Source organism: Burkholderia lata (assembly GCF_902499335.1).
GTDB lineage: Bacteria > Pseudomonadota > Gammaproteobacteria > Burkholderiales > Burkholderiaceae > Burkholderia > Burkholderia lata_B.
In genome coordinates this window covers 62641-89635 of record NZ_CABVQK010000017.1, presented here as the reverse complement: position 1 = coordinate 89635, position 26995 = coordinate 62641, and the positions used below count along the sequence as shown (strand labels likewise).

Below are 26995 nucleotides of genomic sequence, written 5' to 3'. Positions count from 1 at the left end.
CTAGCGCTGCATCGACTCCCAGACCTTGTGCAGACGCTTGACAGAGACAGGTATCGGCGTGCGCAGTTCCTGCGCGAACAGCGAAATCCGCAATTCCTCGAGCAGCCAGCGGAATTCCGCAAGCCGCGAATCGGCGACGCCGCCGCGCTGCGACACCGCGCGCTGGTATTGCTGGGCGAGCGGCAACAGGTCAACCGACTGCTTCGCGTCGCGCGCCGGATCGGCCTTCAGCTTGTCGATCCGCAGCGCGATCCCCTTCAGGTAGCGCGGGAAGTGCGCCAGTTGCGCGTACGGCGTATCGATCACGAAGCGCTTGCCGACCAGCGCGGCGAGCTGCTGCTGCAGGTCCGCGTGGGCCTGCGCGAACGGCTTCGCCTGCGCCAGCTTCTTCACGAGCCCCGCGTATTCGGCCAGGATCTGGCCGACCAGCCGCGCGATTTCCTGCGCGAGCAGGTTCAGGCGGCTCCGGCCCTCGTCGCGGCGCGCGTGGAAGCTCGCGTCGTCGTCGGGCAGCGGGTCCTGCAGGCACGCGCGGTCGAGCGCCGTGTCGATCAGCTGGTCGCGCAGCTCGTCCTGCGTGCCGAGCGACATGTACTGCATCGCCATCTCGCGCAGGCCCGGCAGGTTCTTCTCGAGGAACTTGATCGGCTCCTTCAGCTGCAGCGCGAACAGCCGCCGCAGGCCGGCCCGGTGAATGCGCGTGGCCTCCTCCGGGGAATCGAACACCTCGACGTCGCAGTGCGTGCCGCGATCGACGAGCGCCGGGTAGCCGTACAGCGTCTGGCCGCGCCGGCGGATCTCCAGCAGCTCGGGCAGCTTGCCGAAATTCCACGTCGTCAGGTTCTCGTACAGCGCCGTCGCGCCGGCTTCCGCCGGAGCGGCCGTCTGCGGCGCCGCGCCCTTGCCGGCCTTCGCGTTGCGGCCGGCGGCACCGGTCGTGGCGGCAGCCACCGCCGCCGGCGCCTGGCCTAGGGGCTGGCCGTCATCGGCATCGCCGCCGGCCGCGATCGTCGACGCCGCCGCGATCTTCTGGAACTGCTGCTGCGCCTGCGCGCCCAGCTCCTGGCGAAGCTGCGCGAGATTGCGCCCCATCGCGAGCTGGCGACCGTGCTCGTCGATCACCTTGAAGTTCATGAACAGGTGCGCGGGCAGCGTCTCGAGCTTGAAGTCGGCCGTTTTCATCGCGATCTGCGTCTCGCCGCGCACGTCGGCGATCAGCGCCTCGACGAGCCCGCCCGCGCCGAAGCGCTCGCGGCCCATCCGCTCGACGAAGCCGGCCGCGTACTCGGGCAGCGGCACGCAGTGCCGGCGCAGCTTCTGCGGCAGCGATTTCAGCAGCAACTGCACCTTTTCCTTCAGCATCCCGGGCACGAGCCACTCGCAGCGGCGCGCGTCGACCTGGTTCAGCGCATACAGCGGCACCGCGAGCGTCACGCCGTCGCGCGGCGTGCCGGGCTCGAAGTGATACGTGAGCGCCATCTCGACGCCGGCCATCGTCGCGCGCTTCGGGAACAGCTCGGTCGTCACGCCGGCCGCCTCGTGGCGCATCAGGTCGTCGCGCGACAGGTACAGCAGGCGCTGCCTGTCTTCCGCCTGGCCGCCCTTCTTCACCTCGTCGCGGTACCAGCGCTCGAACGCGGCGCCCGTGTGAATCCCTTCCGGAATCGCCTGGTCGTAGTACGCGTAGATCAGCTCGTCGTCGACCAGCACGTCCTGGCGGCGCGACTTGTGCTCGAGCTGCTCGATGTCGGCGAGCAGCTTGCGGTTATGCGCGAAGAACGGCAGCTTCGTGTCGAACTCGCCTTCGACCAGCGCGCCGCGGATGAACAGCTCGCGCGCACGCGACGGATCCTGCTTGCCGAACGCGATGCGCCGGCGGTGGTAGATCGGCAGCCCGTACAGCGTCGCGCGCTCGTACGCGCTGACCTGCGCCGGGCGCTTTTCCCAGTGCGGCTCCGACAGCGATTTCTTCAGCAGGTGCGCTCCGATCTTCTCGACCCATTCGGGCTCGATCTTCGCGAGGCAGCGCGCGTACAGCCGGCTCGTCTCGACGAGCTCGGCCGCCATCACCCAGCGGCCGGCCTTCTTCGCCAGCACGGAGCCCGGCCACAGGTAGAACTTGATCCCGCGCGCGCCGAGATAGTGCGGATCGTCGTCGGCCTTCATGCCGAGGTTGCCGAGCAGGCCCGTCAACAGGGCCAGATGGACCTGTTCGTAGGTCGCCTCGACTTCGTTCAGCCGCCAGCCATGCTCGCGCACGACCGTCAGCAGCTGCGAATGGACGTCGCGCCACTCGCGCAGCCGCAGGTGCGACAGGAAGTTCTGCCGGCATGCGTCGACGAGCTGGCGGTTCGACTTCTTGTGCGCGACCGCCTCTTCGAACCACGCCCAGATCTTCAGCCACTGCAGGAACTCGGAACGCTCGTCGGCGAACCGACGGTGTGCCTGGTCGGCCTGCTCCTGCGCCTCGATCGGGCGGTCGCGCGGATCCTGCACGGACAGCGCGCTCGCGATGATCAGCACTTCGCGCAGCGACTGCTGGTCGCGCGCGGCGAGAATCATCCGGCCGACGCGCGGGTCGAGCGGCAGCCGCGCGAGTTCGCGGCCGAGCGGCGTCAGCGCGTTGTCGTCGTCGACCGCGCCGAGCTCGTTGAGCAACTGGTAGCCGTCCGCGATCGCGCGGCCGGGCGGCGGCTCGAGGAACGGGAACGATTCGATCGCCGTCAGGTGCAGCGACTTCATCCGCAGGATCACCGACGCGAGCGACGAACGCAGGATTTCCGGATCGGTGAAGCGCGCGCGCGCCTGGTAGTCGCTTTCCTCATACAAGCGGATGCAGACGCCGTCGGCCACGCGGCCGCAGCGGCCCGCGCGCTGGTTCGCGGCCGCCTGCGAGATCGACTCGACCTGCAGCTGCTCGACCTTGTTCCGGTACGAATAGCGCTTCACGCGTGCGAGGCCGGTATCGACGACGTAGCGGATGCCCGGCACCGTCAGCGAGGTTTCGGCGACGTTGGTCGCGAGCACGATCCGGCGCGCGTTCGACGCCTTGAACACCTTGTCCTGGTCGGCCGCCGAGAGTCGCGCGAACAGCGGCAGGATCTCGGTGTGCGGCGGGTGGTGCTTGCGCAGTGCCTCGGCCGCTTCGCGGATCTCGCGCTCGCCGGGCAGGAACACCAGCACGTCGCCGGGGCCTTCGCGGCACAGCTCGTCGACCGCGTCGACGATCGCGTCCATCAGGTCGCGCTCGGCTTCGCGCGCGGTCTTCACGCGGTCGCGGCCGCCCGTGCCTTCGGCGTGCTTCACCGCCGGGCGATCCTCGGCCACGGGGCGGTAGCGCATCTCGACCGGATACAGCCGCCCGCTCACCTCGATCACGGGCGCCGGGCGCTCGTCGGTGCCGAAATGGCGCGCGAAGCGATCGGCGTCGATCGTCGCGGACGTGACGATCAGCTTCAGGTCCGGCCGTCTCGGCAGGATTTCCTTCAGGTAGCCGAGCAGGAAGTCGATGTTCAGGCTGCGCTCGTGCGCCTCGTCGATGATCAGCGTGTCGTACGCCTTCAGCAACGGGTCGGTCTGCGTCTCGGCGAGCAGGATGCCGTCCGTCATCAGCTTCACGGACGCGCCCGGCGCGAGATTGTCGGTAAAGCGCACCTTGTAGCCGACCACTTCGCCGAACGGCGTGCCGAGTTCCTCGGCGATCCGGCGGCCGGTGGACGACGCGGCGAGGCGGCGCGGCTGCGTATGGCCGATCAGGCCCGTGCCGCCGGCCCCGAGGCCGCGGCCGAGATCGAGACAGATCTTCGGCAGCTGCGTGGTCTTGCCCGAGCCGGTTTCGCCGCAGACGATGACAACCTGATGACCGGCGATCTCGCGCGCGATTTCATCACGCTTGCCCGACACGGGCAGGCTTTCGGGGTACGTGATCGGCGGGACGGGGTTCGGTGCGACGACGGCGCGCGGCGGACGCTCGCGGCGCGGCGCGCGCTCGCCCGTTGCAGACGCGTCCTTCGCGGCCGCCTGACGCGCGTCGCCGCGCGGTTCGTCGCCGCGCGGCCCGCGCGGCGCGTGTGCAGGCTTGCCCGCCTGCTGTTCCTGCGGCCGGCGCGGCGGCTGGCCCTGCTGCTGGCGTGCATCGGCCGCACCATCCGGGTGCCGGGCCGACGGCGCTTTGGCCCGCGTCGGCGCGGGACTTTTAGGTACATTCGACATGGGGGCGCATTATAATCCCGCCCATGAATTCCCAAACCGACCTCCCTCCCGCCCAGACCGGCGCCACGACGCCGCCGGTTGCCGACGACTCGGCCGCCAGTCACGCGCAGTTCGTCGACTGGATGCGCTCCGTCGCGCCCTATATCCACAAGTTCCGTAACAGCACGTTCGTCGTGGGGTTTGGCGGCGAGGTGGTGCAGCAGGGGCTGCTGAATGCGCTCGTGTCCGACATCGCGCTGCTGCAGGCGATGGGTATCCAGATCGTGCTGGTGCACGGCTCGCGCCCGCAGGTCGAGGAGCAACTGAGCCTGCACGGTGTCGAATCCGAGTTTTCGCACGGCCTGCGCATCACCGATGCGCGCGCGCTCGAATCCGCGAAGGAAGCGGCCGGTGAAGTGCGTCTCGACATCGAGGCCGCGATCAGCCAGGGTCTGCCGAACTCGCCGATGGCGCACGCGCACATCAGCGTCGTGTCGGGCAACTTCGTGACCGCGCGGCCGGTGGGGATTCTCGACGGGGTCGATTTCGCGCATACGGGCATCGTGCGCAAGATCGACGCCGAATCGATCCGTCATTCGCTCGCGAGCCGCAAGCTCGTGCTGCTGTCGCCGCTCGGCTTCTCGCCGACCGGCGAGGCGTTCAACCTGTCGATGGAAGATGTGGCTTCGGCCGCCGCGATCGCGCTGCGCGCCGACAAGATCGTGTTCCTGACCGAAGGCCCCGGCATCGTCGACGACGAAGGCGAACTGATCCGCGAAATGTCGCTCGATGCGGCGGCCGAGCTGCTCGATTCCGGCAACGTCCAGGGCGACGACGCATTCTTCCTGAAGCATTCGATCCGCGCATGCCGCGGCGGCGTGACCCGGGCGCACCTGATTCCGCAATCACTCGACGGCAGCATGCTGCTCGAACTGTTCCTGCACGACGGCGTCGGTACGATGATCTCGTACGAGAACCTCGAAAGCCTGCGCGAAGCGACGCCGGACGACGTCGGCGGCATCCTGTCGCTGATCGAGCCGCTCGAGTCGGACGGCACGCTGGTGCGGCGCGGCCGCCACCAGATCGAACGCGACATCGACCATTTCTCGGTGATCGAGCACGATGGCGTGCTGTTCGGCTGCGCGGCGCTGTATCCGTACCAGCAGGAGAAGATCGGCGAGATGGCGTGCCTGACGGTCGCGCCGGAAGCGCAAGGCTCGGGCGACGGCGAACGCCTGCTCAAGCGCATCGAGCAGCGCGCCCGCGCGCGCGGCCTCACGCATATCTTCGTGCTCACGACGCGCACCGAGCACTGGTTCCTCAAGCGCGGCTTCGTCAAGGTCAGCGTCGACGACCTGCCGGAAGACCGCCGCAAACTCTATAACTGGCAGCGCAAGTCGCTCGTGCTGATGAAACAGCTCTGAGCGCAGGCACGACTGCCCTCCCCCAGTCCGATTACAGGAGAAGTACACGATGGCTCGAATGATCCAATGCGCGAAGCTCGGCAAGGAAGCCGAAGGCCTCGATTTCCCGCCGCTGCCGGGCGAACTCGGCAAGCGCATTTACGAGAGCGTCTCGAAGGAAGCGTGGCAAGGCTGGCTGAAGCAGCAGACGATGCTGATCAACGAAAACCGCCTGAACATGGCCGACCCGCGCGCGCGCCAGTACCTGATGAAGCAGACCGAGAAGTACTTCTTCGGCGACGGCGCGGACCAGGCGTCCGGCTACGTGCCGCCGACGGAAGGCTGAAGACGCGTTGGCGCGCGGCCGGCGCAAGTTGCCGGCCACGCGCTCCGGAGAAAGCGGCACCGTGTTTCGCACGGTGCCGTTTTCTTTTGGGCGCGCGTTCGGTGTGTTCCGGCCTCGCGCGGGGCGGTATTCCGTGCGGCTCAGCCGGCCGGCTTCAGCGCACCGCCCTCGCCCGGCTGCGCGTTCCCGCCTGCAGCAGGTTCCTCGCTGCCGCCTTCGGCGCCCCATTCGGCCGCGTCGCTGCGCTCGGCCGTCGACAGTTCGTCCGCGCGATACCCGGTGCGATTCAGCAGCGCCACCATGCAGACGAGCGACACGCACGCGTAAAGCCCCGACGCAACCGCGACACCGACGATGCTGCCGGTCGCATTGAGGATCGCCTGCGCGAGCACGGGCGTGCCGCCGCCGACGACGAGCGCGCTCAGCTGATACGCGAGCGACAGGCCCGTGTAGCGGATGTTCGCCGGAAACACGCGTGCGAGCACGCCGCCGACCGCGCCATAGAACATCGCCGACGGAATCGTCGAGATGCACATGCCCGCAACGGCCACCCAGTACGAACGCGTCGCGAGCGCATGGAACATCACGGGCATCAGCACGATTTCCGGAATCAGGATCCAGCACATCGCGCGGCGCATGTCGACCTTCGACACGAACCACGCGCCGACCGGCTGCATCAGGAACTGCACGACGAGCGAGATCGACAGGATGCCGAGGAACGTGCCCTGCGCGTAGCCGAGCTCCTTGGTCGCCCACGACAGCGCAAACGTACTGCGGAAGTACGTGACGTTGATCACCGGCAGCGTGCCGGCCGCGAGCAGCACGACGACCCAGTGATCGCGCACGACGTCGCGCAGCGGCAGCCTCACGGTACGCTTGCGCGCGAGCACGCGCTGCATGTCGGCCGACTCCTCGAGCTTCAGCCGGATCACCATGCCGATGATCACCAGCACGGCCGACAGCAGGAACGGAATGCGCCAGCCCCACATCAGGAATGACGGGGTCGGCAGCGCGCTCAGCGCGAAGAACGCGGCCGTGGCCAACAGGTTGCCGGTGGGCGAGCCCTGCTGCGCGAACGCCGCGTACAGGATGCTGCGATGCTTCGGCGCGTTCTCGCTCGCGATCAGCACCGCACCGCCCCACTCGCCGCCGACCGCGATGCCCTGCAGCACGCGCAGCACGACGAGGCCGGCCGGCGCCCATACGCCGATCTGCGCATAGCCGGGCAACAGGCCGATGCCGGTCGTGGCCAGCCCCATCATCACCAGCGTGATCACGAGCGCGGTCTTGCGGCCGACACGATCGCCGAGATGCCCGAACACGATGCCGCCGAGCGGTCGCGCGGCGAAACCGGCCCAGAACGTGACGAACGCAAGCAGCGTCGCGACGCCGGGATCCATCGTGCTCGAAAAGAACACCTTGCCGAACACGAGCGCCGCGGCCGTGCCGTAGATGTAGAAGTCGTACCACTCGATCGTGGTGCCGACGAACGCCGCGAAGGCGGCGCGGCCGGGCCGCGGTTGCGGCGCGGCGGCCGGGGATTGCTGACGGCTCATCGATGTCTCCATGTTTGTGTTTCGGGGGCGCGACTGTCGCGCGCCTTTCCCGGGTGGCCGGCATGGCGCCGCCGGCCGGCGGCGTCGTAGCTGCCGAGGGCGCCTAGCCGGGGGCCTCCCTCAGCACGCCGGCGTCGAGCAGTTGCTGCTGGAGCGCGGGATCGACGCCGAGGCGATCGAGCACCGCACGCGTGTCGCCGCCCAACGCGGGCGGCGGCGAACGATAGGTGGCCGGCGTGCGCGACAACTTCACCGGCGACGCCGTGCCGCGATATGCGCCGATCTCGACGAACAGGTTCCGGTGCAGCGCATGCGGATCGTGCGCGACGTCGGCCACCGTTCGCACCGGCCCGCACGGCACGCCGGCCGCCATCAGGTCGCGCGCGAGCGGTTCGCATGCGTGCGCGGCGAGCCGTGCCTCCAGTTCGGCCTTCAGTTCGGACCGGTGCGCGCAGCGGCTGCGGTTGTCGACGAAGCGCGGATCGCTTGCGAGCGCCGGCACGCCGAGATGCGCGACGAGCCGCGCGAACTGCCGGTCGTTGCCGACCGCGAGGAAGATCGGCACGGTCGCCGTGCGGTAGCTGTCGTACGGCGCGATGTTCGGATGCGCGTTGCCGCTGCGCTCCGGCTCGCGCCCGGAACCGAAGAAGTTCGGCAGGTGCGGATGCAGCAGCGACACGCCGCAGTCGTACAGCGCGATGTCGATCGACTGCCCGCGCCCGCTCTTCTCGCGCTCCGCGAGCGCCAGCAGGATGCCCGCGAGCGCATTGAGGCCGGTGACCATATCGACGATCGGCAAACCGATGCGCATCGCGTCGCCGTCGCGCTCGCCGTTGACGCTCATCAGCCCGGCCATCGCCTGGATCACCGCGTCGTAGCCGGGCAGGCCGCCGAGCGGGCCGTCGTCGCCGAAGCCCGTCACCGCGCAGTGGATCAGCCAAGGGAAACGCGGCTGCAGGTCGCGTGCGTAGTCCATCCCCCAGCGCGCGAGCGTGCCGGGCTTGAAGTTCTCGACGAGCACGTCGGCCTCGTCGAGCAGGCGCCACAGGATCGCGCGCCCTTCTTCGCGCGACAGGTCGAGCGCGAGCCCTTCCTTGTTGCGGTTCACGCCCGTGAAATACCAGGCGGTATCGCCGAGGAACGGCGGCCCCCAGCCGCGCGTCTCGTCGCCGGAAGGCGGTTCGACCTTGATCACCGTCGCGCCGTGGTCGGCAAGCGCCTGCGTGCAGTACGGGCCGCCGAGCACACGGCTCAGGTCGACGACCTTCAGGCCGTCCAGTGCGCCACGCGTCGTGCTCATCGTTCGACCTCCGGCAGCAGGTCGAGCGCGGTATCGAGCGCGACCGGCGTGCCGCGCAGCAGCGCGTCGTATGCGGCCGATTCGTCGTCGCGCGATGCCGGCGCGAGCGGATCGACCGGCAGCAGCTTGTGGCGCACGACCAGGTGCGCGAGCGCGAGACGCCGGAAATCCGGCGCGAGCCGCGCGCCCTCGCACGCCATCAGCACGGCCGCGCTTGCGTAGTACAGCGCGGACGCGGCCTGCCGCACGCGAGCGTCGTCACCTTCGGCCGCGACCCGCGCGAGCGCGTCGCAGGCGCGCGCGACGATGCGCCGCAGCGCCGCACGGCTCGCATCGGGCAGCGGCGCCGCGCCGAGGCGGTCACCAAGAAATGTGCGCAGCGCGTCGAGCGCGTGCTCGCGCTGCGCGGCCCGCGCGACATCGAGCGCGACGATGTTGCTCGTGCCCTCCCAGATCGAGCCGAGATGCGCGTCGCGCACGACGCGCGCATCGCTCCATTCCTCGATGTAGCCGGTGCCGCCGCGCACTTCCATCGCATCGCCCGTCACGCGCCGTGCATCGCGGCACGCGCGGAACTTGATCAGCGGCGTCAGGATCCGCACGCAGCGCGCGGCCTGCTCGTCGCCCGCATCGGCCTGCGGCAGCAGCAGCGCGATCTGCATGAACATCGCGCGCGCGGCCTCGGCCGGCAGCAGCATCTTTAGCAACTGGCGCTGCATCAGCGGCATCTCGATCAGCTTGCGGCCGAAGGCCTCGCGGTGCGCGGCGACGTGCAGCGCTTCGTTCAGCGCGCGCCGCATCAGCCCCGCCGCGCGCACGCCGTTCGACAGCCGCGACATGTTGATCATGTCGGCCATCTGGTGAAAGCCGCGGCCGATCTCGCCGATCAGGTACGCCTGAGCGCCTTCGAGCGCGATCTCGCCGCTCGCCATCGAACGGCTGCCGAGCTTGTCCTTCAGGCGCACGATCCGGTAGCGGTTGCGCGTGCCGTCCGGCAGCGTCTTCGGCAGCAGGAACAGCGCGAGGCCCTTGATGCCGTCCGGCGCGCCGTCGGGCCGCGCGAGCACCATCGCGAGATCGGCGTCCGCGTTCGAGCAGAACCACTTGTCGCCGGTCAGGCGCCAGACGGTCTCGCCGTGCGCGTCCGTCTCGCGCGTTGCCTGCGTCGCGATCCGGCCGACGTCGGAACCGGCCGCCTGCTCGGTCATGAACATCGCGCCCTGGTACAGCGTGTCGAAGTCGCGCGACGCAAGCATCGGCAGGTAGCGCGCGACGAGCGCCGGATCGCCGAAACGGCGCAGCGTACGCGTCAGCGAATCGGTCATGCTGACCGGGCAGCACAGCCCGAATTCCGCCTGCACGAACAGGAACGTCAACGCGTACTTGACGAGCGGCGGAACCGATTCGGATCCGTGGCTCAGCGACGCGAGCCCGAGCTCGGCATACGCGACGCGTTCGAGCGCGACATACGCGGGATCCTTGTCGATCCGCTGCACGGCCTCGCCGCGCCGGTTGCGGTGCTCGAGCACGGGCGGGTGCTTGTCCGCGCGCGACGCCCATTCGTCGAGCTCGCCCGACACGCGTGCGCCGAGCGCGCGCAGCCGCGGCTCGAGTTCGGCATAGTGCGCATCGCCGAGATGCAGCTTCAGCAATGCGCCGAGGTCGGGATCGGCTGTGAAGAAATCGATGCCCCGGCTGTCGGGGATGTTGGATGCGCCGGTGTCCGGCGTGCGAGCGGTGTCGTTCATGCGTGCGTCTCCTGGGTTGACTGCACGTCGGCTGGAGGCGGCGCCGCGGCGCCCGGCCAATCCCGTGCAAAGCCTTCCGCAGAGCGTAGGCGCGCGATCGATAAGCGTCCAATACAGGATTTATCCGGTACGATAGATATCGCTTATCGATGCCGACGCCGCGAGGAGACACCATGGAACTGAGGCAGTTGCGCTACTTCGTGGCAGTCGCCGAGGAGCTGCATTTCGGGCGCGCGGCGAAGCGCCTGTTCATCTCGCAGCCGGCGCTGAGTTTCGACATCCGCAAGTTCGAGGACGCGCTCGGCGTCCAGCTGTTCTCGCGCACCAACAAGAGCGTCGCACTGACCAACGCGGGCGAGGTGCTGCTCGGCGAAGCGCGCCGGCTGCTGCTGCAGGCGGCCGAGGCCGAACGCCTGACGGTGCGCTCCGCGTCCGGTCTCGCGGGCCGGCTGCGAATCGGCTTCGTCCATTCGATGCTGTATCGCGGGCTGCCGGACGCCGTGCGGCGCTTCGAGGCCGACTACCCGGGCGTCGAGGTCGTGCTGAGCGAAATGAACACGCAGGCGCAGGTGCAGGCGATCCAGCGCGGCCAGATCGATCTCGGCTACGCGCACTGGGGCCACTTCCCGCCCGAGGTCGAATCGACGCCCGTTTACACGGAACCGTTCGTCTGCTGCCTGCCGGCCGCGCATCCGCTCGCGAAGCGCAAGCAGGTCGCGCTCGCCGCGCTGGCCGCGGAGCCGTTCATCCTGTTCCCGCGCGAAGCGGCGCCCCACTATCACGACCTGATCATCGCGCAGTGCGTGAATGCCGGCTTCAGCCCGCTGATCCGCCACGAGGCACGGCTGTGGCAGACCATCCTGTCGATGGTCGACTTCGGAATGGGTATCGCGCTCGTGCCGCGCGTGCTGCAGCAGGTGAAGAGCGACCGGCTCGCGTTCCGGCCGCTGAAGGATGCGTCGCTCGAATCGCGCACGCTCGCGCTGAAGCGCAGCGGCACCGCCGAACCGGTTGCGCTGCGCTTCGCGGATTACGTGCGCGCATCGATCGACGCACTGCCCGCGCTCGCGGGCTGAGCGCACGGCCCCACCGTTACATCACGACTTCGCGTCGGGCTGGAGTACCGGCTGCGCGTGCCGATACCACACCGCGTACACGACCGACAGCGCAACCAGGAACGGAATGCCGAAGATCAGCGTCATGTGGAATTCGGCCGTGAAGTAAGTCGTCACCATCACCGCGAGCATCAGGCCCGCGCCGAGCAGCGTCAGCAGCGGAAAACCGCGCATCCGGAACGCGGGCGCCGGCAGGCCGAGCGCCGCCCGGCGACGCCGGAAACAGTAGTGCGTGACGAAAATCATCATCCACGTGAACAGCGCGCCGAACATCGACACCGCCATCATGATCGTGAACGACGCGTCCGGATACAGCACACTCAGCACGGTCGCCAGCGCGATGCCGAGCGTCGACAGCATCAGCGCGCCGAACGGCACGCCGCGTGCGTTCACTTCCCCGAGCGCCTTCGGCGCATGGCCCGCACGCGACAGGCTGAACATCATCCGCGTCGTGATGTAGAGCTGGCTGTTCATCGCCGACAGCGCGGCGATCAGCACGACGAAGTTGATCAGCCCGGCCGCGCCCGGCAGGTGAATCGCCTCCATCACCTTCACGAACGGGCTTTCGTCGCGCCCCGCCGCCGTCCACGGCACGATCGCGAGCATCAGCGCGAGCGTGACGAGGTAGAACAGCACGAGCCGCACGATCGTCGAGCGGAACGCACGCGTGACCGCACGCTCGGGATCCTCGGCTTCACCGGCCGCGACCGCGATCATCTCGATGCTCAGGTAGCTGAAGATCGATACGATCACCGCGACCCACGTGCCCCACGCCCCCTTCGGAAAGAAGCCGCCGTGATCCGTGTAATGGTGGAATCCCGCGCGGGCGGCACCGTCGCCGACCAGCCCCGGATTGCCGAACACGACATAGGCGCCGAGCATGATGAAGCCGACGATCGCCGCGATCTTCACGACCGAGAAGCCGTACTCGACCGCGCCGAACACGTCGACGCTGCGCGCGTTGACGAACACCAGCAGCGCGGAGAACCCGACGATCCACAGCCAGCCCGGCACGCCCGGAAACCAGTACTTCATGTACAGCGCGATCGCGGTGACTTCGGTGCCGACCGCGAGCACGATGCACGCCCAGTACGCGTAGCGCACGAGGAATCCGGCCCACGGGCTCACGTAATGTTCGGCATACGCGCCGAACGAACCGGAGGTCGGGTGCGCGACCGTCATCTCCGCGAGACAGCCCATCAGCAGCAGCGAGATGAACGCGCCGATCGCGTAGCTGACGAGCACGCTCGGGCCCGCGAAGCCGATCGCGAAGCCGCTGCCGAGAAAAAGACCGGTGCCGATGGCGCCGCCGATCGCGATCATCGCCATCTGCCGCGCGGAAAGCGTGCGACGCAAGCCTTGCTCGCGCGCCGCGATATGCTGGAATTGCCCTTCTCGTTGCATCGAGTGACCTCGTTCGAAAGCGATTGTCCGGTCGAAACGTCGACGGCGCGCGGGCCGGCGCCGGACCTGCCGGCCGCCGCGCGCCGCGTGCTCAGAACAGGTGGCGCAGGCCGGCCGCGACGCCCGTCTGGTTGCCGCGTCCGGGCATTTCCGTGAACGCGCCGCCCGTCACGCGGTTGTAGTCGACCGTCGCGTAGACCTGCGTTGCCTTCGACAAAGCGTACTCGGCCTCGAGCACGCCCGTATAGCGCTTGCCGCCGTTGCCGGCGACGCCGTTGACGTTGCGGATGTCGTCGTAATACACGACGCCCGTCACCGACACGGCCGGCGTAACCTTGACGCTCGCGCCCGTATAGAAGATCGCATCGCGACGCGGGTTGTCCGCGAATGCGCCGTAGGTCACGTCGCGGCCCGGCGCGTTCAGCAGCTGCTGGTCGAGCATGCCCGTGCGGTCGATGCCGCCGAGATAGCCCGCGTACAGCGTCGCCGCGCCGAACGCGTAGCGTGCGCCCGCGCCCCACGCCTGCTGCGCGCGGCTGTTCAGGTCGCGCACCTGCTGGTACGTCGCGCCGACCATCAGCCCGCCCTGCGTGTACGACACGTGCGTGCCCCAGTACGCATTCGCGCCGAGGCTGCCCGCGACACCGCCGAAGCCGTAGCTCGCGCCGACGTTCAGCCCGCCGAACGTGCCGTCGTAGCTGACGACGTTGCTCGCACGCCCTTGCGTGAGGAAATACGGCCACATGTTGGCCGTGTAGTTGCCGACCGTCAGCGGATCGAGATCGCCGAACAGGTTGAACGCCTCGGTCGCCTGGCGGCCGAGCTTCACGGTACCCCAGTCGCTCGCGAGGCCCACATACGCGTAGCGGCCGAACAGCGCGCCGTCGAGCTGCCCGTTCTGCGGCTCGAAGCCGCTCTCCAGCTGGAAGATCGCCTTCAGCCCGCCGCCGACCGCCTCACTGCCCTTCAGTCCCCAGCGGCTGTTCGTGATCGCGCCGTTGGTCATCTGCACGCTCGCATCGTTCGACGCGTCGGCATGCGTCGTATAGCGAATGCTCTGGTCGACGATCCCGTACAGCGTCACGCTGCTCTGCGCCATCGCGCCGCTCGCGGCAAGCGCACCCACCATCATTGGTAGTACGAATCGATTGATTGTCCTCATGTTCTCCTCCAGTCCTGTTCTCGTTTGTCGATGATTGCGTGACTGCACACCGCGCAATGCGGTGTTCCTGCTAGGTGCGTGCCGCGGGCAACGCGACGTACGCGACGAGTTCGACGCGCATCGCCGGATGTGCGAAACCCTGCACACCGACGCACGTCCGGTTCGGATACGGTTCGCGGAAGTGGCGCCGGTATTCGGTATCGAATTCGGGCATCGCCTTCACGTCGGACAGGTAGACGAGCACCTGCGCGACGTCGTCCATCGTCGCGCCGGCCGCCGCGACGGCCTTCGCGAGATTCGCGAGCGTGATGCGCGCCTGTTCGGCCATCGTGTCGCCGGCAATCGCCCCGGACGCGTCGACCGGCCCGTGCCCCGTAAACATCAACCCGCCCGCGCGGGTCGCCCACGAGAACGGTTGTGCGAGCTGCGGCAGGTCGACCGGGATCGTTTCAGCCATCGTGTCCTCCTTCGGATCGGGGTCGGGAAATTCAGGCGGCCTGTCGCGACACGCCGCCGAGCACATCGGCGATCGTGTTCGCGACATGGTCGACGTTCGCATCGTTCAGGCCCGCGATGCACATGCGCCCCGAGCGCAGCAGATAGACGCCGTGCGATGCACGCAACCGGTCGACGTCGGTCGCGGCCATGCCCGTGTAGCTGAACATCCCGCGCTGCGTGACGAGTGCGTCGAACGCGCGATCCGGCAGCCGCGCATCGAGCCTGGCCTTCAGTTCGCCGCGCATCCGTTTGATGCGCGTGCGCACCTGCGCAACCTCGCCTTCCCAGCGCACGCGCAGCGCATCGTCGTTCAGCACGGTCGACACGAGTTGCGCGCCGAACAGCGGCGGGCTCGAATAGGTGCGGCGCACGCCGGCCTGCAACTGGCTCAGCACCGTCGCGGCCTCGCCCGCGTTCGCGCAGACGATCGACAGCCCGCCGACGCGTTCGCCGTACAGCGAGAAGTTCTTCGAAAACGAATTGCCGACGATCGCGGGCAGCCCGGCATCGACGATCGCACGCACGGCCCACGCGTCGTCGGCGAGACCGTCGCCGAACCCCTGGTACGCCATGTCGAGGAACGGAATCAGTCCGCGCCGCGCGAGCACGTCGATCACAGCGCGCCACGCGTCGCGGCCGAGGTCGAGCCCTGTCGGGTTGTGGCAGCACGGCTGCAGCAGCACGACGCTGCGCGCCGGCAACGCATCGAGCGTGGCGAGCATCGCGTCGACGCGGATGTCGTTGCGCATTGCGTCGTAGTACGGATACGTGTGCACGTCGAGGCCGGCGGCCGAGAAGATCACGCGGTGGTTGTCCCACGTCGGGTCGCTGATCCAGATCGCGCTGTCGGGGAAATAGCGCTTCACGAATTCCGCGCCGAGCCGGATCGCGCCCGATCCGCCGAGCGTCTGCAGCGTCGCGATGCGCCCTTCCGCGAACGCCGCGCAGTCGTCACCGAACACGAGGCGCTGCACGCCCTGCCGGTACGCGGCGAGCCCTTCCATCGGCAGATACGTGTGGGGCGCACCGGCATCGCGTAGCCGCGCGGCCGCGATGCGCGTGCTGTCGAGGACCGGAATCCGGCCCGCGTCGTCGTAGTAGAGGCCGATGCTCAGGTTGACCTTGTGCGGATGCGCATCCTGCTGGAATGCCTGGAACAGCGAAAGGATCGGATCGCCCGGGTAGGCGGGAACGTGTTCGTACATGGCGGAATGACGGTAAAGGTTGAAGACGGCGGTACAACCGGCGGCACCACGTTGCGTCGGGATGAGCGGCCGGGACATGGGGCGCATGTTATCGAGGACGAAATAGAATGAGCTTCACTTTTCGATGACGAACCAGCCCGATTGCAGTAGAGTCTGCGCATCTCATCTCAAAAATTCACCGGATTCTGCGAAATGACCCTGGATCGAACCGACATGCGGATCCTCCGGCACCTCGAACGGGACGGACGCATCAGCAATCAGGACCTCGCGAACGCGGTCGCACTGTCGCCGTCGGCATGCCTGCGGCGCGTGAAGCTGCTGGAGGAACGCGGCGCCATTGCCGGGTATCGCTGCGCGATCGAGCCGAAGAAGGTCGGCGTCGCGTTCGAGGCGCTCGTGCATGTGTCGATGCGGCCGGACGTACCCGAGTGGCACGACCGGTTCGTGGAGGCGATCCAGCAATGGCCGGAGGTCATCGCGGCGCAGATCGTCACGGGCGGGTCGAACTACGTGCTGACGGTTCGCGCGCGCGATCTCGATCACTATTCGGATTTCGTGATCAACCGGCTGCACCGCGCCGCGGGCGTGATGTCGATCAACTCGAGCATCGTGCTCGCGACGCTCAAGCGCGACGGGTCGATCCTCGATCTCGTCGAGCCGTCGACGGCCGGCTGACCGGTCGTTGCGTGGACTCGAACAATATTTGCAGAAAGTGCTTTACAGACCCCAAAACTCCTGACATAATCTTTTCTTCTTTGGGCGGTTAGCTCAGCGGTAGAGCACTGCCTTCACACGGCAGGGGTCACTGGTTCGATCCCAGTACCGCCCACCAAAGAATTCAAGGCCCTGCGTCTCACGACGCAGGGCCTTTTCGTTTTGGCGTCGCGCCTGACTCCCGGCGCACACGCCATGCTGCGCCAGCTTACTGCGCGCGCCCCACCCGCTGCGCCGTCGCATCGAACGCGCGCTTCGCCTTGTCGACGATCTCGTCGACCTCCGCCTCGCGAATCACGAGCGGCGGTGACAGCAGCATCCGGTCGCCGGTCGCGCGCATGATCAGGTTGCCGTTGAAGCAGAAGTCGCGGCAGATCGTGCCGATATCGACGTTCGCACCGAACCGCTCGCGCCGGTTCCGGTCGCGCGCAAGCTGAACGCCCGCGACCAGCCCCGCTCCCGCAATCTCCCCGACGATCGGATGGTCGCCCAGCGCATCGCGCAGCCGGCGCTGGAAGTACGGCCCGATGTCGTTCTTCACGCGTTCGACGATCCCTTCGTCGCGCAGCAGCTTCAGGTTCGCGACCGCGACGGCCGCCGCGACCGGGTGGCCCGAGTACGTGAGGCCGTGGTTGAATTCGCCGTTGTCGATGATCGGCCGCGCCACGCGCTCGTGAATGCCGACGGCACCCATCGGCACGTAGCCCGACGTGAGGCCCTTCGCCATCGTGATCAGGTCCGGTTCGAAGCCGAAATGCTGATGTGCGAACCATTCGCCGGTACGGCCGAAGCCGCCGATCACTTCGTCGGCCACGAGCAGGATGTCGTACTTGCGGCAGATGCGCTGGATTTCCGGCCAGTACGTCGACGGCGGGAAGATCACGCCGCCCGCGCCCTGGAAGGGCTCGCCGATGAACGCCGCGACGTTCTCCGCGCCGAGTTCGAGGATCTTCGCTTCGAGCTGCTGCGCGCGGGCCAGGCCGAACGCTTCCGGCGTTTCACCGGCCGCCGCTTCGCCGAAGAAATACGGCTGGTCGATGTGCACGATGTGCTCGACCTTCGACGGCATCTGCTCGTGCATGTAGCCCATCCCGCCGAGCGTGCCGCCCGCGATCGTCGAGCCGTGATAGCCGTTCTTGCGCGAGATCACGTATTTCTTCTGCGGCTGCCCCTGCACGCGCCAGTACTGGTGCACGAGGCGCAGCACGGTGTCGTTGCCTTCCGAGCCGCTGTTGCAGTAGAAGAAGTGGTTGAAGCCCTTCGGCGTGACTTCCGCGAGCATTGCGGAAAGCTCGATCACCGGCGGGTGCGTGGTCTTGAAGAACGTGTTGTAGAACGGCAGTTCCTGGATCTGGCGATACGCGGCGTCGGCGAGTGCCTTGCAGCTGTAGCCGACGTTCACGCACCAGAGGCCGGCCATCCCGTCGATGATCTTGTTGCCGTCCGAGTCCCACAGGTAGACGCCGTCGGCCTTCACGATCACGCGGCTGCCCGCGCGGTTCAGCGCGCCCATGTCGGAGAACGGGTGGATGTGGTGCGCGGCGTCGAGCGCGCGATAATCGGCGGTCGAATGCGGTGACAAGGCTTCGTTTCGATCGGTCATGTTTCCTCCGGATAACGGTGCCGCACGCTCACACGTGCAGCAGCAGATGTCTGCGCTCCCACGAGCTGATCACGCGGAAGAACGCTTCGTATTCGGTGTCCTTCAGCGCCAGGTACGCTTTCACGAACTTGTCGCCGAGAATGCCGGCCAGCGGCGTGCTGGCCGCCATCAGCGAAATGCCTTCCTCGAGATTGCGCGGCAGCTGGTACGGCAGGTTGTAGCCGTCCGACGCGATCGGCTCGGTCGGTGCGAGCTGCTGGGTCAAGCCGAGATAGCCGGCCGCGAGCGTCGCGGCAAACGCGAGGTACGGATTGCAGTCGACGCCGGGAATACGGTTCTCGATGCGGCGTGCCGACGGGCCCGACTGCGGGATGCGGAAGCCGACCGTGCGGTTGTCGTAGCCCCACTGCACGTTGATCGGTGCAGCCATGAAGCGCGACAGGCGGCGATACGAGTTGATGTACGGCGCGAAGATCGGCATCAACGCGGGCGTGTACTTCTGCAGCCCCGCGAGATAGCTGTGGAACATCGGCGACACCGCACCGTCTTCGTTGGAGAACAGGTTGCGTCCCGTGCGCGCATCGGCCAGGCTCTGGTGGATGTGCATCGCCGAGCCCGGCTCGTCCTGCATCGGCTTCGCCATGAAGGTCGCGTACATGTTGTGGCGCAGCGCCGCCTCGCGCACGGTGCGCTTGAACAGGAACACCTGGTCGGCGAGCGACAGCGCATCGCCGTGCACGAAGTTGATCTCCATCTGCGCGGCGCCGACCTCGTGGATCAGCGTCTCGATATCGAGCCCCTGCATCTCGCAGTATTCGTAGATGTCCTCGAACAGCGAATCGAACTCGTTCACCGCCTCGATCGAATACGACTGCCGGCCGGTCTCCGCGCGCCCGGTGCGGCCGACGGGCGGACGCAGCGGCAGGTCGGGATCGGCGTTCATGTCGACGAGATAGAACTCGAGTTCGGGCGCGACGACCGGCTGCCAGCCTTTCGCCTTGTACAGGTCGAGCACGCGTCGCAGCACGTAGCGCGGCGAGATCTCGACCGGCGAGCCGTCGAAGTGCACGCAGTCGTGGATCACCTGCGCGGTCGGGTCGACGGCCCACGGAATCAGGCAGATCGTCGACGGATCGGGCACGCACACCATGTCGGGGTCGGTCACGCCGGTCAGCGTACCGTCCTCCGGATAGTCGCCGGTAACGGTCTGCACCATCACAGCCTGCGGCAGGCGCATCGACTCGCCCGATTCGAACTTGTTGCGCGGAATGATCTTGCCGCGCGCGATGCCGGCCATGTCGGGAATGATCGCCTCGACCTCGGTGATGCGGTGCTGTCGCAGGAATTCGCTCAGTTCGGGTTGCATGATCGGCCTCTATCAGTCGACGTCGGATGCGGCCGGCGACGGCATCGCGCCACCGGCTGCATGAATGCGATGCGTCATGCGCGCGCGGCACGCCGCGCCGAATGCCGCGAAGATGTCGCGCGACAGCGGCTGTTCCGCGTAGCGCCATTCGGGATGCCACTGCACGCCGAGCGCGAACGCGCGCGCGCCGCGCACGCTGACGGCCTCGACCAGTCCGTCGGGCGCGCTGGCCTCGACGACGAGCCCTGCGCCGAGCTGCGCAATGCCCTGGTCGTGCAGCGAATTGACCGTCGCCTCCTGCGCGCCGCGCGCGACCCGCTGCAGCAGGCCGCCCGGCGCGATCTGCACGACGTGCGCGGGGCCGTACTGCCGTTCGAGCGAATCGGCCGGCCGCTCGCGGTGATCGTCGAAGCCGGCCGTCGCGTGCAGCCGCTGATGCAGCGTGCCGCCGTAGGCAACGTTCAGCTCCTGCATGCCGCGACAGATCGCAAGCACGGGCACGCCCGCTTCGATCGCCGCGCGGATCAGCGGTAGCGCGGTCGCGTCGCGCGCGGGATCGTGCAGCGTGTCGGGCGCGCTCGCGGCACCGCCGTAATGATGCGGCTCGACGTTCGAATAACTGCCGGTCAACAGCAACCCGTCGACCGCCGCGACGATCGCGTCGGCCGGCTGGCGCGCGCCGAGCGCGGGCAACACGAATGCGAGCACGCCGGCGCCGTCGACGAGTGCGGCCAGGTACTTCTCCCCCGCCGTGTGGTTCGGATGCGCACCGCGCAGGATGCGGTCGGCGGTGACGGCTACGATCGGGCGAACACGCATGGGTGTCTCTCCGGCAATCGCGCGCGACACGTTCGCGCGCGTGACGATGAAGGGTCGCGCCGGTGCCGCACGCGCGCATGACGACGCGGCGCGTGCCCATGCGCGATCCTGCCGCGCGGACCATGCGGCAACAGGCGGTGCGCCCCGGAACGGAAGCGGAAAACGACGCTAGGGCAACAACGATGCGCTGCCGTCGCACTGCACCGCGCTGAACACGCGCGCGGTCACGAGATTGAAGCGGCGCAGGCCGCGATGGAACATGGCGAAGAAACGAGGCTCGCGCAAAGGGGCGGCACGCGTGCCGCGATCAGCATGCCGGATCGGCCCGGCCTGAGGCGGCGCGCCCGCCGACGGACTTCGCGTCCGGCGTATCGAAGGGCTGGCGGCTTTCACGATGGTGCTCGACTGACTGATGAAGGCAGGACACGTGTCGCGATGATGCGCATGCGGCAATGCCGCGCGACGACACGTCGGCAAGGTGTCTCGCAGCGCATTCCGGTGCGGCGCGGCCACGATCGATGGCCCCGCCGCCGGTGCGCGCGTGACGACTTCCTAACATTCAGCTTATATCACCTAAAAATTGCGTCAAATTTTCAGGTGCCGATGACGACATCGATCAGACGAAAGCCTGACGAAAAAAAACGGCACCGATCTCGAGGATCGATGCCGTGTTGTGCATTGCATCGGTGCAGCACGCTGCGTGCCGGCGGACCGTGCCGCACCTGTTCCGCCGCGCTGCCGCATCCGTGCGGCCCGTGTTCAACGATGCGCGAGCGCGGTTTCGACGAGCGTCTGCAATAGCGGCACAATCCGCGCCGCACGCGCTTCGTCATACGCGTACGGCCGCGTCTCTTCCATGTAGGTGATCTGCGAGAGCTCGAGCTGCACGGCCTCGACGCCGGTGTCGGGCACGCCATAGTGACGCGTGATGTAGCCGCCCTTGAAGCGCCCGTTCGCGACGGCCGTATAGCCGCCATGTTCGAGCACGCGCGCGGCCAGCGCCTCTGCCAGGCCCGGCGTGGCACTCGCGCCGCTCGACGTGCCGAAGTTGAAGTCAGGCAGGCGACCGTCGAAGAAGCGCGGCACGTGCGAGCGGATCGAATGCGCTTCCCACACGAGCACGCGGCCGTGTTCGCGTTTCAGGCGCGCGACCTCGCCTTGCAGCGCCTCGTGATACGGCAGCCAGTAGCGGTCGCGGCGACGCATGATCTCGTCGTTGCCGGGCAACGCGTTCGCCGGATACAGCGGCGCCTTGTCGAACGTATCGACCGGCACGAGCCCCGTCGTGTCCTGCCCCGGGTACAGGTTCTCGTTGTCGGGCGGTCGGTTCAGGTCGACGACGTAACGCGCATGCGACGGTACGAGGATCGATGCGCCGAGGTCGGCCGCGAATCCGTACAGCCGTTCGAGATGCCAGTCGCAATCGTCGACGAAGCGCGCGTCGGCCGTCATCGTCGCGGCGATGTCGTCGGGGATGTGCGTGCCTGCGTGCGGAATCGAGATCAGCAGCGGCAGCGTGCCCTGCTTCAGCGTGAATACAGCCGGTTGTTCAGTCATGTCGCATCACCGTTGGAGGTCTGCCGGCGCACGCATGCGGCGTGCGCCGGTTGCGCGCGTCAGCGCAGCAGTTGCGCCAGCGCGGCGCGGTAGTCGGCATACGCGACGGCTTCGTCGCGATGACGGCGGCCGCTCACGACGCGCTCGCCGCCCGTGTAGACGTCGAGCACCGGCGTCTCGCCGTGCTCCGCGAACACGATACCCGACAACCACGACGTGCTGTCGTGTTCGGCGATCGCCGGATGATCGGGATCGAGCACGAGCCAGTCGGCGCGGCACCCTTCGCGCAGCGCACCGACACGCCGCCCGCTGGCCTGCGCGCCGCCCGCGAGCGATGCGTCGAACAGCCGATCGGCGACATGCGCCTGCGTATCGCTCGCCAGCACGTTGCGCGCGCGATGCACGAGCCGCTGCCCGTATTCGAGCAGGCGCAATTCCGAGCGCCAGTCGACCGACGCGTGGCTGTCCGAGCCGACGCCGATCACGCCGCCCTGCGCGAGATAGTCGACGGCCGGGAACACACCGTCGCCGAGGTTCGCTTCGGTCGTCAGGCACAGGCCGGCGACCGCGCGACGCTTCGCGAGCGCGGCCGTTTCGGCCGCGTCGACGTGCGTCGCGTGCACGAGACACCAGCGCGCATCGACGTCGAAGCGATCGAGCAGCCATTGCACGGGGCGCGCGCCGTACGAACGCACGCAGTCGTCGACTTCGGCCGTCTGCTCGGCGATATGGATATGCACGGGCGCATCGTTGGGCAGCCCTTCGAGCAGCACGCGCAATCCGTTCTCGGATACCGCCCGCAGCGAGTGCGGTGCAACGCCGTAGCGCAGCCCGCCGTGCTCCGGCGCCGCGCGACGCATCGCATCGAGCAGCTCGAGCAGGCCGTCGGGCGTATTGATGAAGCGGCGCTGGTCGTCGCGCGGCGGCTTGTTGCCGAAGCCGGCGAACTGGTACGACACGGGCAGCATCGTGATGCCGATGCCGGCCGTGCGCGCGGCGTCGATCACGCGCGCGCCGAGTTCCGCGATCTGCGGATAGCGCGAGCCGTCCTGCGTGTGGTGCACGTAGTGGAATTCGCACACCGACGTGTAGCCGCACTTGAGCATCTCGACATACAGCCAGCGCGCGATCGCGGCAAGCGCGTCCGGCGTGATCTTCAGCGCGAAGCGGTACATCAGGTCGCGCCAGCTCCAGAAGCTGTCGGCCGGATTCGCACGGTATTCGGTGAGCCCCGCCATCGCGCGCTGGAACGCGTGCGAATGCAGGTTCGGCATGCCGGGCAGCACCGGCCCGGCCGCACGCGCGACGCCCGCGGGTGCGTCGGTGTCCGGCGTCACACCGGTCAGCGTGCCGGCCGCGTCCCAACGCAGCAGCACGTTACGGCGCCAGCCATCGGGCAGGTACGCATGGTCTGCAAACAACGTCGTGTCGGTCATGAGGCTATCCATTCATCCGGCGAAATACGGTCGTGCCGCCGCGTACGACCTGCTCGCACAGCGGCCGGCCGATCCAGTAGGCAAGCTCCGCCAGCGAGCCGACCGACCAGGCGGCGAAATCGGCCTGGCGGCCGACCTCGAGCGCGCCGTGGCGATCCGCGCGGCCGAGCGCCGCGGCCGCATGGCGCGTCACGCCCTGCAGCACCTCGGGCACCGTCATGCGGAACAGCGTGCAGCCCATGTTCAACGTCAGCAGCAGCGATTCGAGCGGCGACGTGCCGGGGTTGTGATCGGTCGCGAGCGCGATCGGCACGCCGTGCTTGCGCAGCAGCTCGATCGGCGGCAGTTGCGTCTCGCGGATGAAGTAGTACGCGCCGGGCAGCAGCACGGCAACCGTACCGGCTGCCTTCATCGCCTCGATGCCGGCTTCGTCGAGAAATTCGAGGTGATCGGCGGACAGTGCGCGGTAGCGCGCGGCAAGCGCCGTGCCGCCCGCGTTCGACAGTTGCTCCGCATGCAGCTTCACGGGCAGCCCGCGCCGCGTCGCGGCCTCGAACACGCGCTCGGTCTGCGCGAGCGAAAAGCCGATGCGTTCGCAGAACACGTCGACCGCGTCGACGAGCCCCTCGTCGGCCAGCGCCGGCAGCATCCGGTCGCACACTTCGTCGATGTACGCATCCGCACGGCCCGCATATTCGGGCGGCAGCGCGTGCGCGCCGAGGAAAGTCGTGTAGACGGTGACCGGGAAGCGCTCGCCGAGCTGGCGTGCGACGCGCAGCATCTTGCGTTCGCTCGCGAGGTCGAGCCCGTAGCCCGACTTGATCTCGATCGCGGTCACGCCTTCGGCGAGTAGCGGCTGCAGGCGTGCCGCAGCCTGCACGAACAGCGTCGTCTCGTCGGCCGCGCGCGTCGCGCGCACCGTCGACACGATCCCGCCGCCCTGCCGCGCGATTTCCTCGTAGCTGACGCCCGCGAGGCGCTGTGCGAATTCGTCGGCACGCGTGCCGCCGTACACGAGGTGCGTATGGCAGTCGACGAGGCCCGGCGTCACCCACGCGCCGTGCAGATCCTCGCGCTGCCAGTGGGCATAACCGTGCGGCAGCGCGGACATTGCGCCGAGCCAGACGATCGTGCCGGTTTCGTCGACGGCGATCGCCGCGTCGTCGATCGTCTCGTCGGGATGGCCGTGCGGACACAGCCTCAGGTGATGCCAGACAGTCGGTTTCATGCGTTCAGTCTCGTTCGCCGATGGCGAGCGACACGGCGAGCAACGCGCCGCTACCGCTCACGACGACGTCAAACGCACGCCGCGACCCGTCGAGCCGCAGCGTGTCCATTTCTTCCAGTGTGTAGCGTGTGCCGTCGATTTCAACGGCGGCCTCGCCGGTCGCGCAATACAGCAGCACGGTATCGGCACGCTCGATGCGGTGGGCGCCTGCGCGCCATACGTCGAGCGCGCCGCGTGCGGCCGAACGGCGCGTCATCAGGTTGAAGTCGCGCGTCGCGCCGTCGTGCAGCGTCGCGTCGATCGCCGCCTCGCCCGCGAAATCCGCGCGGGCCAGCGGTGCGTCGAGCACATGGCGCGTGCCGCCTTCCTCGGCGAGCGTCATGCCCGCGCCGGACAGCAGCACGAGCGTGCGGTCGATCCCGTCGAAACGCGAGAACGGCCCGGCCGTGCCGACGTCGGCAACGCTCACGCGCCACGCGAACGCGTCGAGCGCGGCGCCCGGAGGAAACGCACCGATTTCGCGCGTCACGCCGCCGCCGTTCTTCCATGGCGACGCGACGAGATCCGCTGCGCGGATCATCGTCGCGATCACCGGCGCCTGGTGGAGCGCCGTCATGCTCAGCGGCCGAGCATCGGCAGCTTCAGGCCGGCTTCGCGGGCCGTCTGCTGCGCGAGTTCGTAGCCGGCATCCGCATGGCGCATCACGCCCGTCGCCGGGTCGTTCAGCAGCACGCGGCCGAGACGCTCGTGCGCTTCGGCGGTACCGTCGGCAACGATCACGACGCCCGAGTGCTGCGAGAAGCCCATGCCGACGCCGCCGCCATGGTGCAGCGACACCCACGATGCGCCGCCCGCAGTGTTCAGCAGTGCGTTCAGCAGCGGCCAGTCGCTGACTGCGTCCGAACCGTCCTTCATCGATTCCGTCTCGCGGTTCGGGCTGGCGACCGAACCCGTATCCAGGTGGTCGCGGCCGATCACGATCGGGGCCTTCAGTTCACCGTTCTTGACCATCTCGTTGAACGCCTGGCCGAGGCGATAGCGATCCTTCACGCCGACCCAGCAGATCCGAGCCGGCAGGCCCTGGAACGCAATGCGTTCACGCGCCATGTCGAGCCAGTTGTGCAGGTGCGGATCGTCGGGGATCAGCTCCTTCACCTTCTGGTCCGTCTTGTAGATGTCTTCCGGATCGCCGGACAGCGCGACCCAGCGGAACGGGCCCTTGCCTTCGCAGAACAGCGGGCGGATATACGCCGGCACGAAGCCCGGGAAGTCGAAGGCGTTCTCGACGCCCATTTCCAGCGCCATCTGACGGATGTTGTTGCCGTAGTCGAGCGTCGCCGCGCCGCGTTCCTGCAGCGCCAGCATCGCGCGCACCTGGACGGCCATCGACTGCTTCGCGACCTTCACGATGCTCTGCGGATCGACCTTCTGCGCTTCGCGCCATTGCGCGACGGTCCAGCCTTGCGGCAGGTAGCCGTTGATCGGGTCGTGCGCGCTCGTCTGGTCGGTCACGCAATCCGGCGTGATGCCGCGCGTGACGAGTTCCGCGAACACGTCGGCCGCGTTGCCGAGCAGGCCGATCGACACCGGCTTGCCGTCGCGCTTCGCTTCCTCGATCATGCCGAGCGCTTCGTCGAGCGTCGTCGCCTTCTTGTCGACGTAGCGCGTCTTCAGGCGGAAGTCGATACGGGTCTCGTCGCATTCGACCGCGATCATCGAGAAGCCGGCCATCGTCGCGGCCAGCGGCTGCGCGCCGCCCATGCCGCCCAGGCCGCCCGTCAGGATCCAGCGGCCCGACGGATCGCCGTTGAAGTGCTGGTTCGCGACCGAGAAGAACGTTTCATAGGTACCCTGAACGATGCCCTGGCTACCGATGTAGATCCAGCTGCCGGCCGTCATCTGGCCGTACATCATCAGGCCCTTGCGGTCGAGCTCGTGGAAGTGATCCCAGTTCGCCCAGTGCGGCACGAGGTTCGAGTTCGCGAGCAGCACGCGCGGCGCATCCTTGTGCGTGCGGAACACACCGACCGGCTTGCCCGACTGGATCAGCAGCGTCTCGTTCTCTTCGAGATCCTTCAGCGACGCGAGGATCTGGTCGTAGCATTCCCAGTTGCGTGCCGCGCGGCCGATGCCGCCGTACACGACGAGCGCATGCGGATGCTCGGCGACTTCCGGGTCGAGGTTGTTCTGGAGCATCCGGTAGGCCGCTTCGGCCAGCCAGGTCTTGCAGACTTTCTCGCTGCCGCGCGGCGCGCGGATCGTGCGCGTCGGATCGAGACGGGGATCGATGTGTTTCGGATGGTTCATGACGACTGCTCCCGAAGGAAAATGAATATCAAATAGG

The 26995-nt window shown here is 68.0% G+C and carries 21 protein-coding genes and 1 tRNA gene; 5 read left to right on the top strand and 17 right to left on the bottom strand.

All coding sequences use genetic code 11. The features are described from left to right. A complete protein-coding gene (gene hrpA / locus BCO18175_RS33435; RefSeq protein WP_174987310.1) occupies positions 1-4212 on the bottom strand; it encodes an ATP-dependent RNA helicase HrpA in 4212 nt (1403 codons plus the stop codon). A 23-nt stretch (positions 4213-4235) separates the two neighbouring features. Here hrpA and argA point away from each other — a divergent pair, with 23 nt between their 5' ends. Together argA and BCO18175_RS33425 are read left to right on the top strand one after the other, a co-directional pair. Next, positions 4236-5615: an amino-acid N-acetyltransferase gene (gene argA, locus BCO18175_RS33430; protein ID WP_174987308.1), complete on the top strand. Its 1380-nt coding sequence runs from the start codon at positions 4236-4238 to the stop codon at positions 5613-5615. A 49-nt stretch (positions 5616-5664) separates the two neighbouring features. Next, a complete protein-coding gene (locus BCO18175_RS33425) occupies positions 5665-5940 on the top strand; it encodes an oxidative damage protection protein (RefSeq protein WP_006478357.1) in 276 nt (91 codons plus the stop codon). A 140-nt stretch (positions 5941-6080) separates the two neighbouring features. On the opposite strand, the gene BCO18175_RS33420 is transcribed toward BCO18175_RS33425, so the two are convergent. The 3 genes from BCO18175_RS33420 to BCO18175_RS33410 all read right to left on the bottom strand — a co-directional run bounded on the left by BCO18175_RS33420 (position 6081) and on the right by BCO18175_RS33410 (position 10544). Beyond that, positions 6081-7496, bottom strand: coding sequence for an MFS transporter (locus BCO18175_RS33420; protein ID WP_174987306.1), 1416 nt, complete (start codon positions 7494-7496; stop codon positions 6081-6083). Positions 7497-7599: 103 nt separating this feature from the next. Continuing rightward, positions 7600-8796, bottom strand: a complete 1197-nt coding sequence (locus BCO18175_RS33415) for a CaiB/BaiF CoA transferase family protein (RefSeq protein WP_174987304.1) — start codon at positions 8794-8796, stop codon at positions 7600-7602. Next, on the bottom strand, positions 8793-10544 hold the full coding sequence (locus tag BCO18175_RS33410; protein ID WP_174987302.1) for an acyl-CoA dehydrogenase family protein: 1752 nt from the start codon (positions 10542-10544) through the stop codon (positions 8793-8795). Before BCO18175_RS33410 ends, BCO18175_RS33415 begins: the two co-directional genes overlap by 4 nt. A gap of 173 nt (positions 10545-10717) precedes the next feature. Between BCO18175_RS33410 and BCO18175_RS33405 the strand changes: the two genes are divergently transcribed. After that, positions 10718-11620 (top strand): LysR family transcriptional regulator, encoded by a 903-nt coding sequence (locus tag BCO18175_RS33405; protein WP_174917734.1) that lies wholly within the window; start codon positions 10718-10720, stop codon positions 11618-11620. A gap of 21 nt (positions 11621-11641) precedes the next feature. Here the strand turns inward: BCO18175_RS33405 and BCO18175_RS33400 are convergent, their stop codons facing one another. The 4 genes from BCO18175_RS33400 to BCO18175_RS33385 form a co-directional block, all read right to left on the bottom strand. Next, entirely contained in the window at positions 11642-13063 is a 1422-nt protein-coding gene (locus BCO18175_RS33400) for an amino acid permease (protein ID WP_174987300.1), read from the bottom strand. 91 nt (positions 13064-13154) lie between these two features. Next, complete coding sequence (locus tag BCO18175_RS33395; protein ID WP_438820524.1) at positions 13155-14225, bottom strand: porin; 1071 nt, start codon at positions 14223-14225, stop codon at positions 13155-13157. Between the two features lie 70 nt (positions 14226-14295). Then, positions 14296-14682 (bottom strand): RidA family protein, encoded by a 387-nt coding sequence (locus tag BCO18175_RS33390; protein ID WP_174917732.1) that lies wholly within the window; start codon positions 14680-14682, stop codon positions 14296-14298. A 31-nt stretch (positions 14683-14713) separates the two neighbouring features. Next, positions 14714-15928 (bottom strand): amino acid aminotransferase, encoded by a 1215-nt coding sequence (locus BCO18175_RS33385; protein WP_174987298.1) that lies wholly within the window; start codon positions 15926-15928, stop codon positions 14714-14716. 192 nt (positions 15929-16120) lie between these two features. On the opposite strand from BCO18175_RS33385, the gene BCO18175_RS33380 reads away from it, so the two are divergent. Together BCO18175_RS33380 and BCO18175_RS33375 are read left to right on the top strand one after the other, a co-directional pair. Further along, on the top strand, positions 16121-16603 hold the full coding sequence (locus tag BCO18175_RS33380) for an Lrp/AsnC family transcriptional regulator (protein ID WP_174917730.1): 483 nt from the start codon (positions 16121-16123) through the stop codon (positions 16601-16603). A gap of 82 nt (positions 16604-16685) precedes the next feature. Further along, positions 16686-16760, top strand: a tRNA-Val gene (locus tag BCO18175_RS33375). Positions 16761-16850: 90 nt separating this feature from the next. On the opposite strand, the gene BCO18175_RS33370 is transcribed toward BCO18175_RS33375, so the two are convergent. The 9 genes from BCO18175_RS33370 to hutU form a co-directional block, all read right to left on the bottom strand. Then, entirely contained in the window at positions 16851-18245 is a 1395-nt protein-coding gene (locus BCO18175_RS33370; RefSeq protein ID WP_174987296.1) for an aspartate aminotransferase family protein, read from the bottom strand. A gap of 28 nt (positions 18246-18273) precedes the next feature. Next, on the bottom strand, positions 18274-19611 hold the full coding sequence (locus tag BCO18175_RS33365; RefSeq protein WP_174967283.1) for a glutamine synthetase family protein: 1338 nt from the start codon (positions 19609-19611) through the stop codon (positions 18274-18276). 12 nt (positions 19612-19623) lie between these two features. Then, positions 19624-20430, bottom strand: coding sequence for a gamma-glutamyl-gamma-aminobutyrate hydrolase family protein (locus BCO18175_RS33360; RefSeq protein ID WP_174987294.1), 807 nt, complete (start codon positions 20428-20430; stop codon positions 19624-19626). 168 nt (positions 20431-20598) lie between these two features. Beyond that, a complete protein-coding gene (locus BCO18175_RS33355) occupies positions 20599-20823 on the bottom strand; it encodes a hypothetical protein (RefSeq protein ID WP_174917715.1) in 225 nt (74 codons plus the stop codon). A 366-nt stretch (positions 20824-21189) separates the two neighbouring features. Then, entirely contained in the window at positions 21190-21987 is a 798-nt protein-coding gene (gene hutG / locus BCO18175_RS33350; RefSeq protein WP_174967281.1) for an N-formylglutamate deformylase, read from the bottom strand. Between the two features lie 59 nt (positions 21988-22046). Further along, positions 22047-23423: a formimidoylglutamate deiminase gene (locus tag BCO18175_RS33345; RefSeq protein ID WP_174987292.1), complete on the bottom strand. Its 1377-nt coding sequence runs from the start codon at positions 23421-23423 to the stop codon at positions 22047-22049. Between the two features lie 4 nt (positions 23424-23427). After that, positions 23428-24651, bottom strand: a complete 1224-nt coding sequence (hutI, locus tag BCO18175_RS33340) for an imidazolonepropionase (protein ID WP_011352606.1) — start codon at positions 24649-24651, stop codon at positions 23428-23430. A 4-nt stretch (positions 24652-24655) separates the two neighbouring features. Further along, positions 24656-25267: a HutD/Ves family protein gene (locus BCO18175_RS33335; protein WP_174987290.1), complete on the bottom strand. Its 612-nt coding sequence runs from the start codon at positions 25265-25267 to the stop codon at positions 24656-24658. Between the two features lie 2 nt (positions 25268-25269). Beyond that, complete coding sequence (hutU, locus tag BCO18175_RS33330; RefSeq protein ID WP_174917710.1) at positions 25270-26958, bottom strand: urocanate hydratase; 1689 nt, start codon at positions 26956-26958, stop codon at positions 25270-25272. Positions 26959-26995 lie beyond the last annotated feature (37 nt).

Coding starts and splice junctions, on each gene's coding strand:
- hrpA (WP_174987310.1), bottom strand. CDS start 4,212: ATGTCGAATGTACCTAAAAGTCCCGCGCCGACGCGGGCCAAAGCGCCG.
- argA (WP_174987308.1), top strand. CDS start 4,236: ATGAATTCCCAAACCGACCTCCCTCCCGCCCAGACCGGCGCCACGACG.
- BCO18175_RS33425 (WP_006478357.1), top strand. CDS start 5,665: ATGGCTCGAATGATCCAATGCGCGAAGCTCGGCAAGGAAGCCGAAGGC.
- BCO18175_RS33420 (WP_174987306.1), bottom strand. CDS start 7,496: ATGAGCCGTCAGCAATCCCCGGCCGCCGCGCCGCAACCGCGGCCCGGC.
- BCO18175_RS33415 (WP_174987304.1), bottom strand. CDS start 8,796: ATGAGCACGACGCGTGGCGCACTGGACGGCCTGAAGGTCGTCGACCTG.
- BCO18175_RS33410 (WP_174987302.1), bottom strand. CDS start 10,544: ATGAACGACACCGCTCGCACGCCGGACACCGGCGCATCCAACATCCCC.
- BCO18175_RS33405 (WP_174917734.1), top strand. CDS start 10,718: ATGGAACTGAGGCAGTTGCGCTACTTCGTGGCAGTCGCCGAGGAGCTG.
- BCO18175_RS33400 (WP_174987300.1), bottom strand. CDS start 13,063: ATGCAACGAGAAGGGCAATTCCAGCATATCGCGGCGCGCGAGCAAGGC.
- BCO18175_RS33395 (WP_438820524.1), bottom strand. CDS start 14,225: ATGAGGACAATCAATCGATTCGTACTACCAATGATGGTGGGTGCGCTT.
- BCO18175_RS33390 (WP_174917732.1), bottom strand. CDS start 14,682: ATGGCTGAAACGATCCCGGTCGACCTGCCGCAGCTCGCACAACCGTTC.
- BCO18175_RS33385 (WP_174987298.1), bottom strand. CDS start 15,928: ATGTACGAACACGTTCCCGCCTACCCGGGCGATCCGATCCTTTCGCTG.
- BCO18175_RS33380 (WP_174917730.1), top strand. CDS start 16,121: ATGACCCTGGATCGAACCGACATGCGGATCCTCCGGCACCTCGAACGG.
- BCO18175_RS33370 (WP_174987296.1), bottom strand. CDS start 18,245: ATGACCGATCGAAACGAAGCCTTGTCACCGCATTCGACCGCCGATTAT.
- BCO18175_RS33365 (WP_174967283.1), bottom strand. CDS start 19,611: ATGCAACCCGAACTGAGCGAATTCCTGCGACAGCACCGCATCACCGAG.
- BCO18175_RS33360 (WP_174987294.1), bottom strand. CDS start 20,430: ATGCGTGTTCGCCCGATCGTAGCCGTCACCGCCGACCGCATCCTGCGC.
- hutG (WP_174967281.1), bottom strand. CDS start 21,987: ATGACTGAACAACCGGCTGTATTCACGCTGAAGCAGGGCACGCTGCCG.
- BCO18175_RS33345 (WP_174987292.1), bottom strand. CDS start 23,423: ATGACCGACACGACGTTGTTTGCAGACCATGCGTACCTGCCCGATGGC.
- hutI (WP_011352606.1), bottom strand. CDS start 24,651: ATGAAACCGACTGTCTGGCATCACCTGAGGCTGTGTCCGCACGGCCAT.
- BCO18175_RS33335 (WP_174987290.1), bottom strand. CDS start 25,267: ATGACGGCGCTCCACCAGGCGCCGGTGATCGCGACGATGATCCGCGCA.
- hutU (WP_174917710.1), bottom strand. CDS start 26,958: ATGAACCATCCGAAACACATCGATCCCCGTCTCGATCCGACGCGCACG.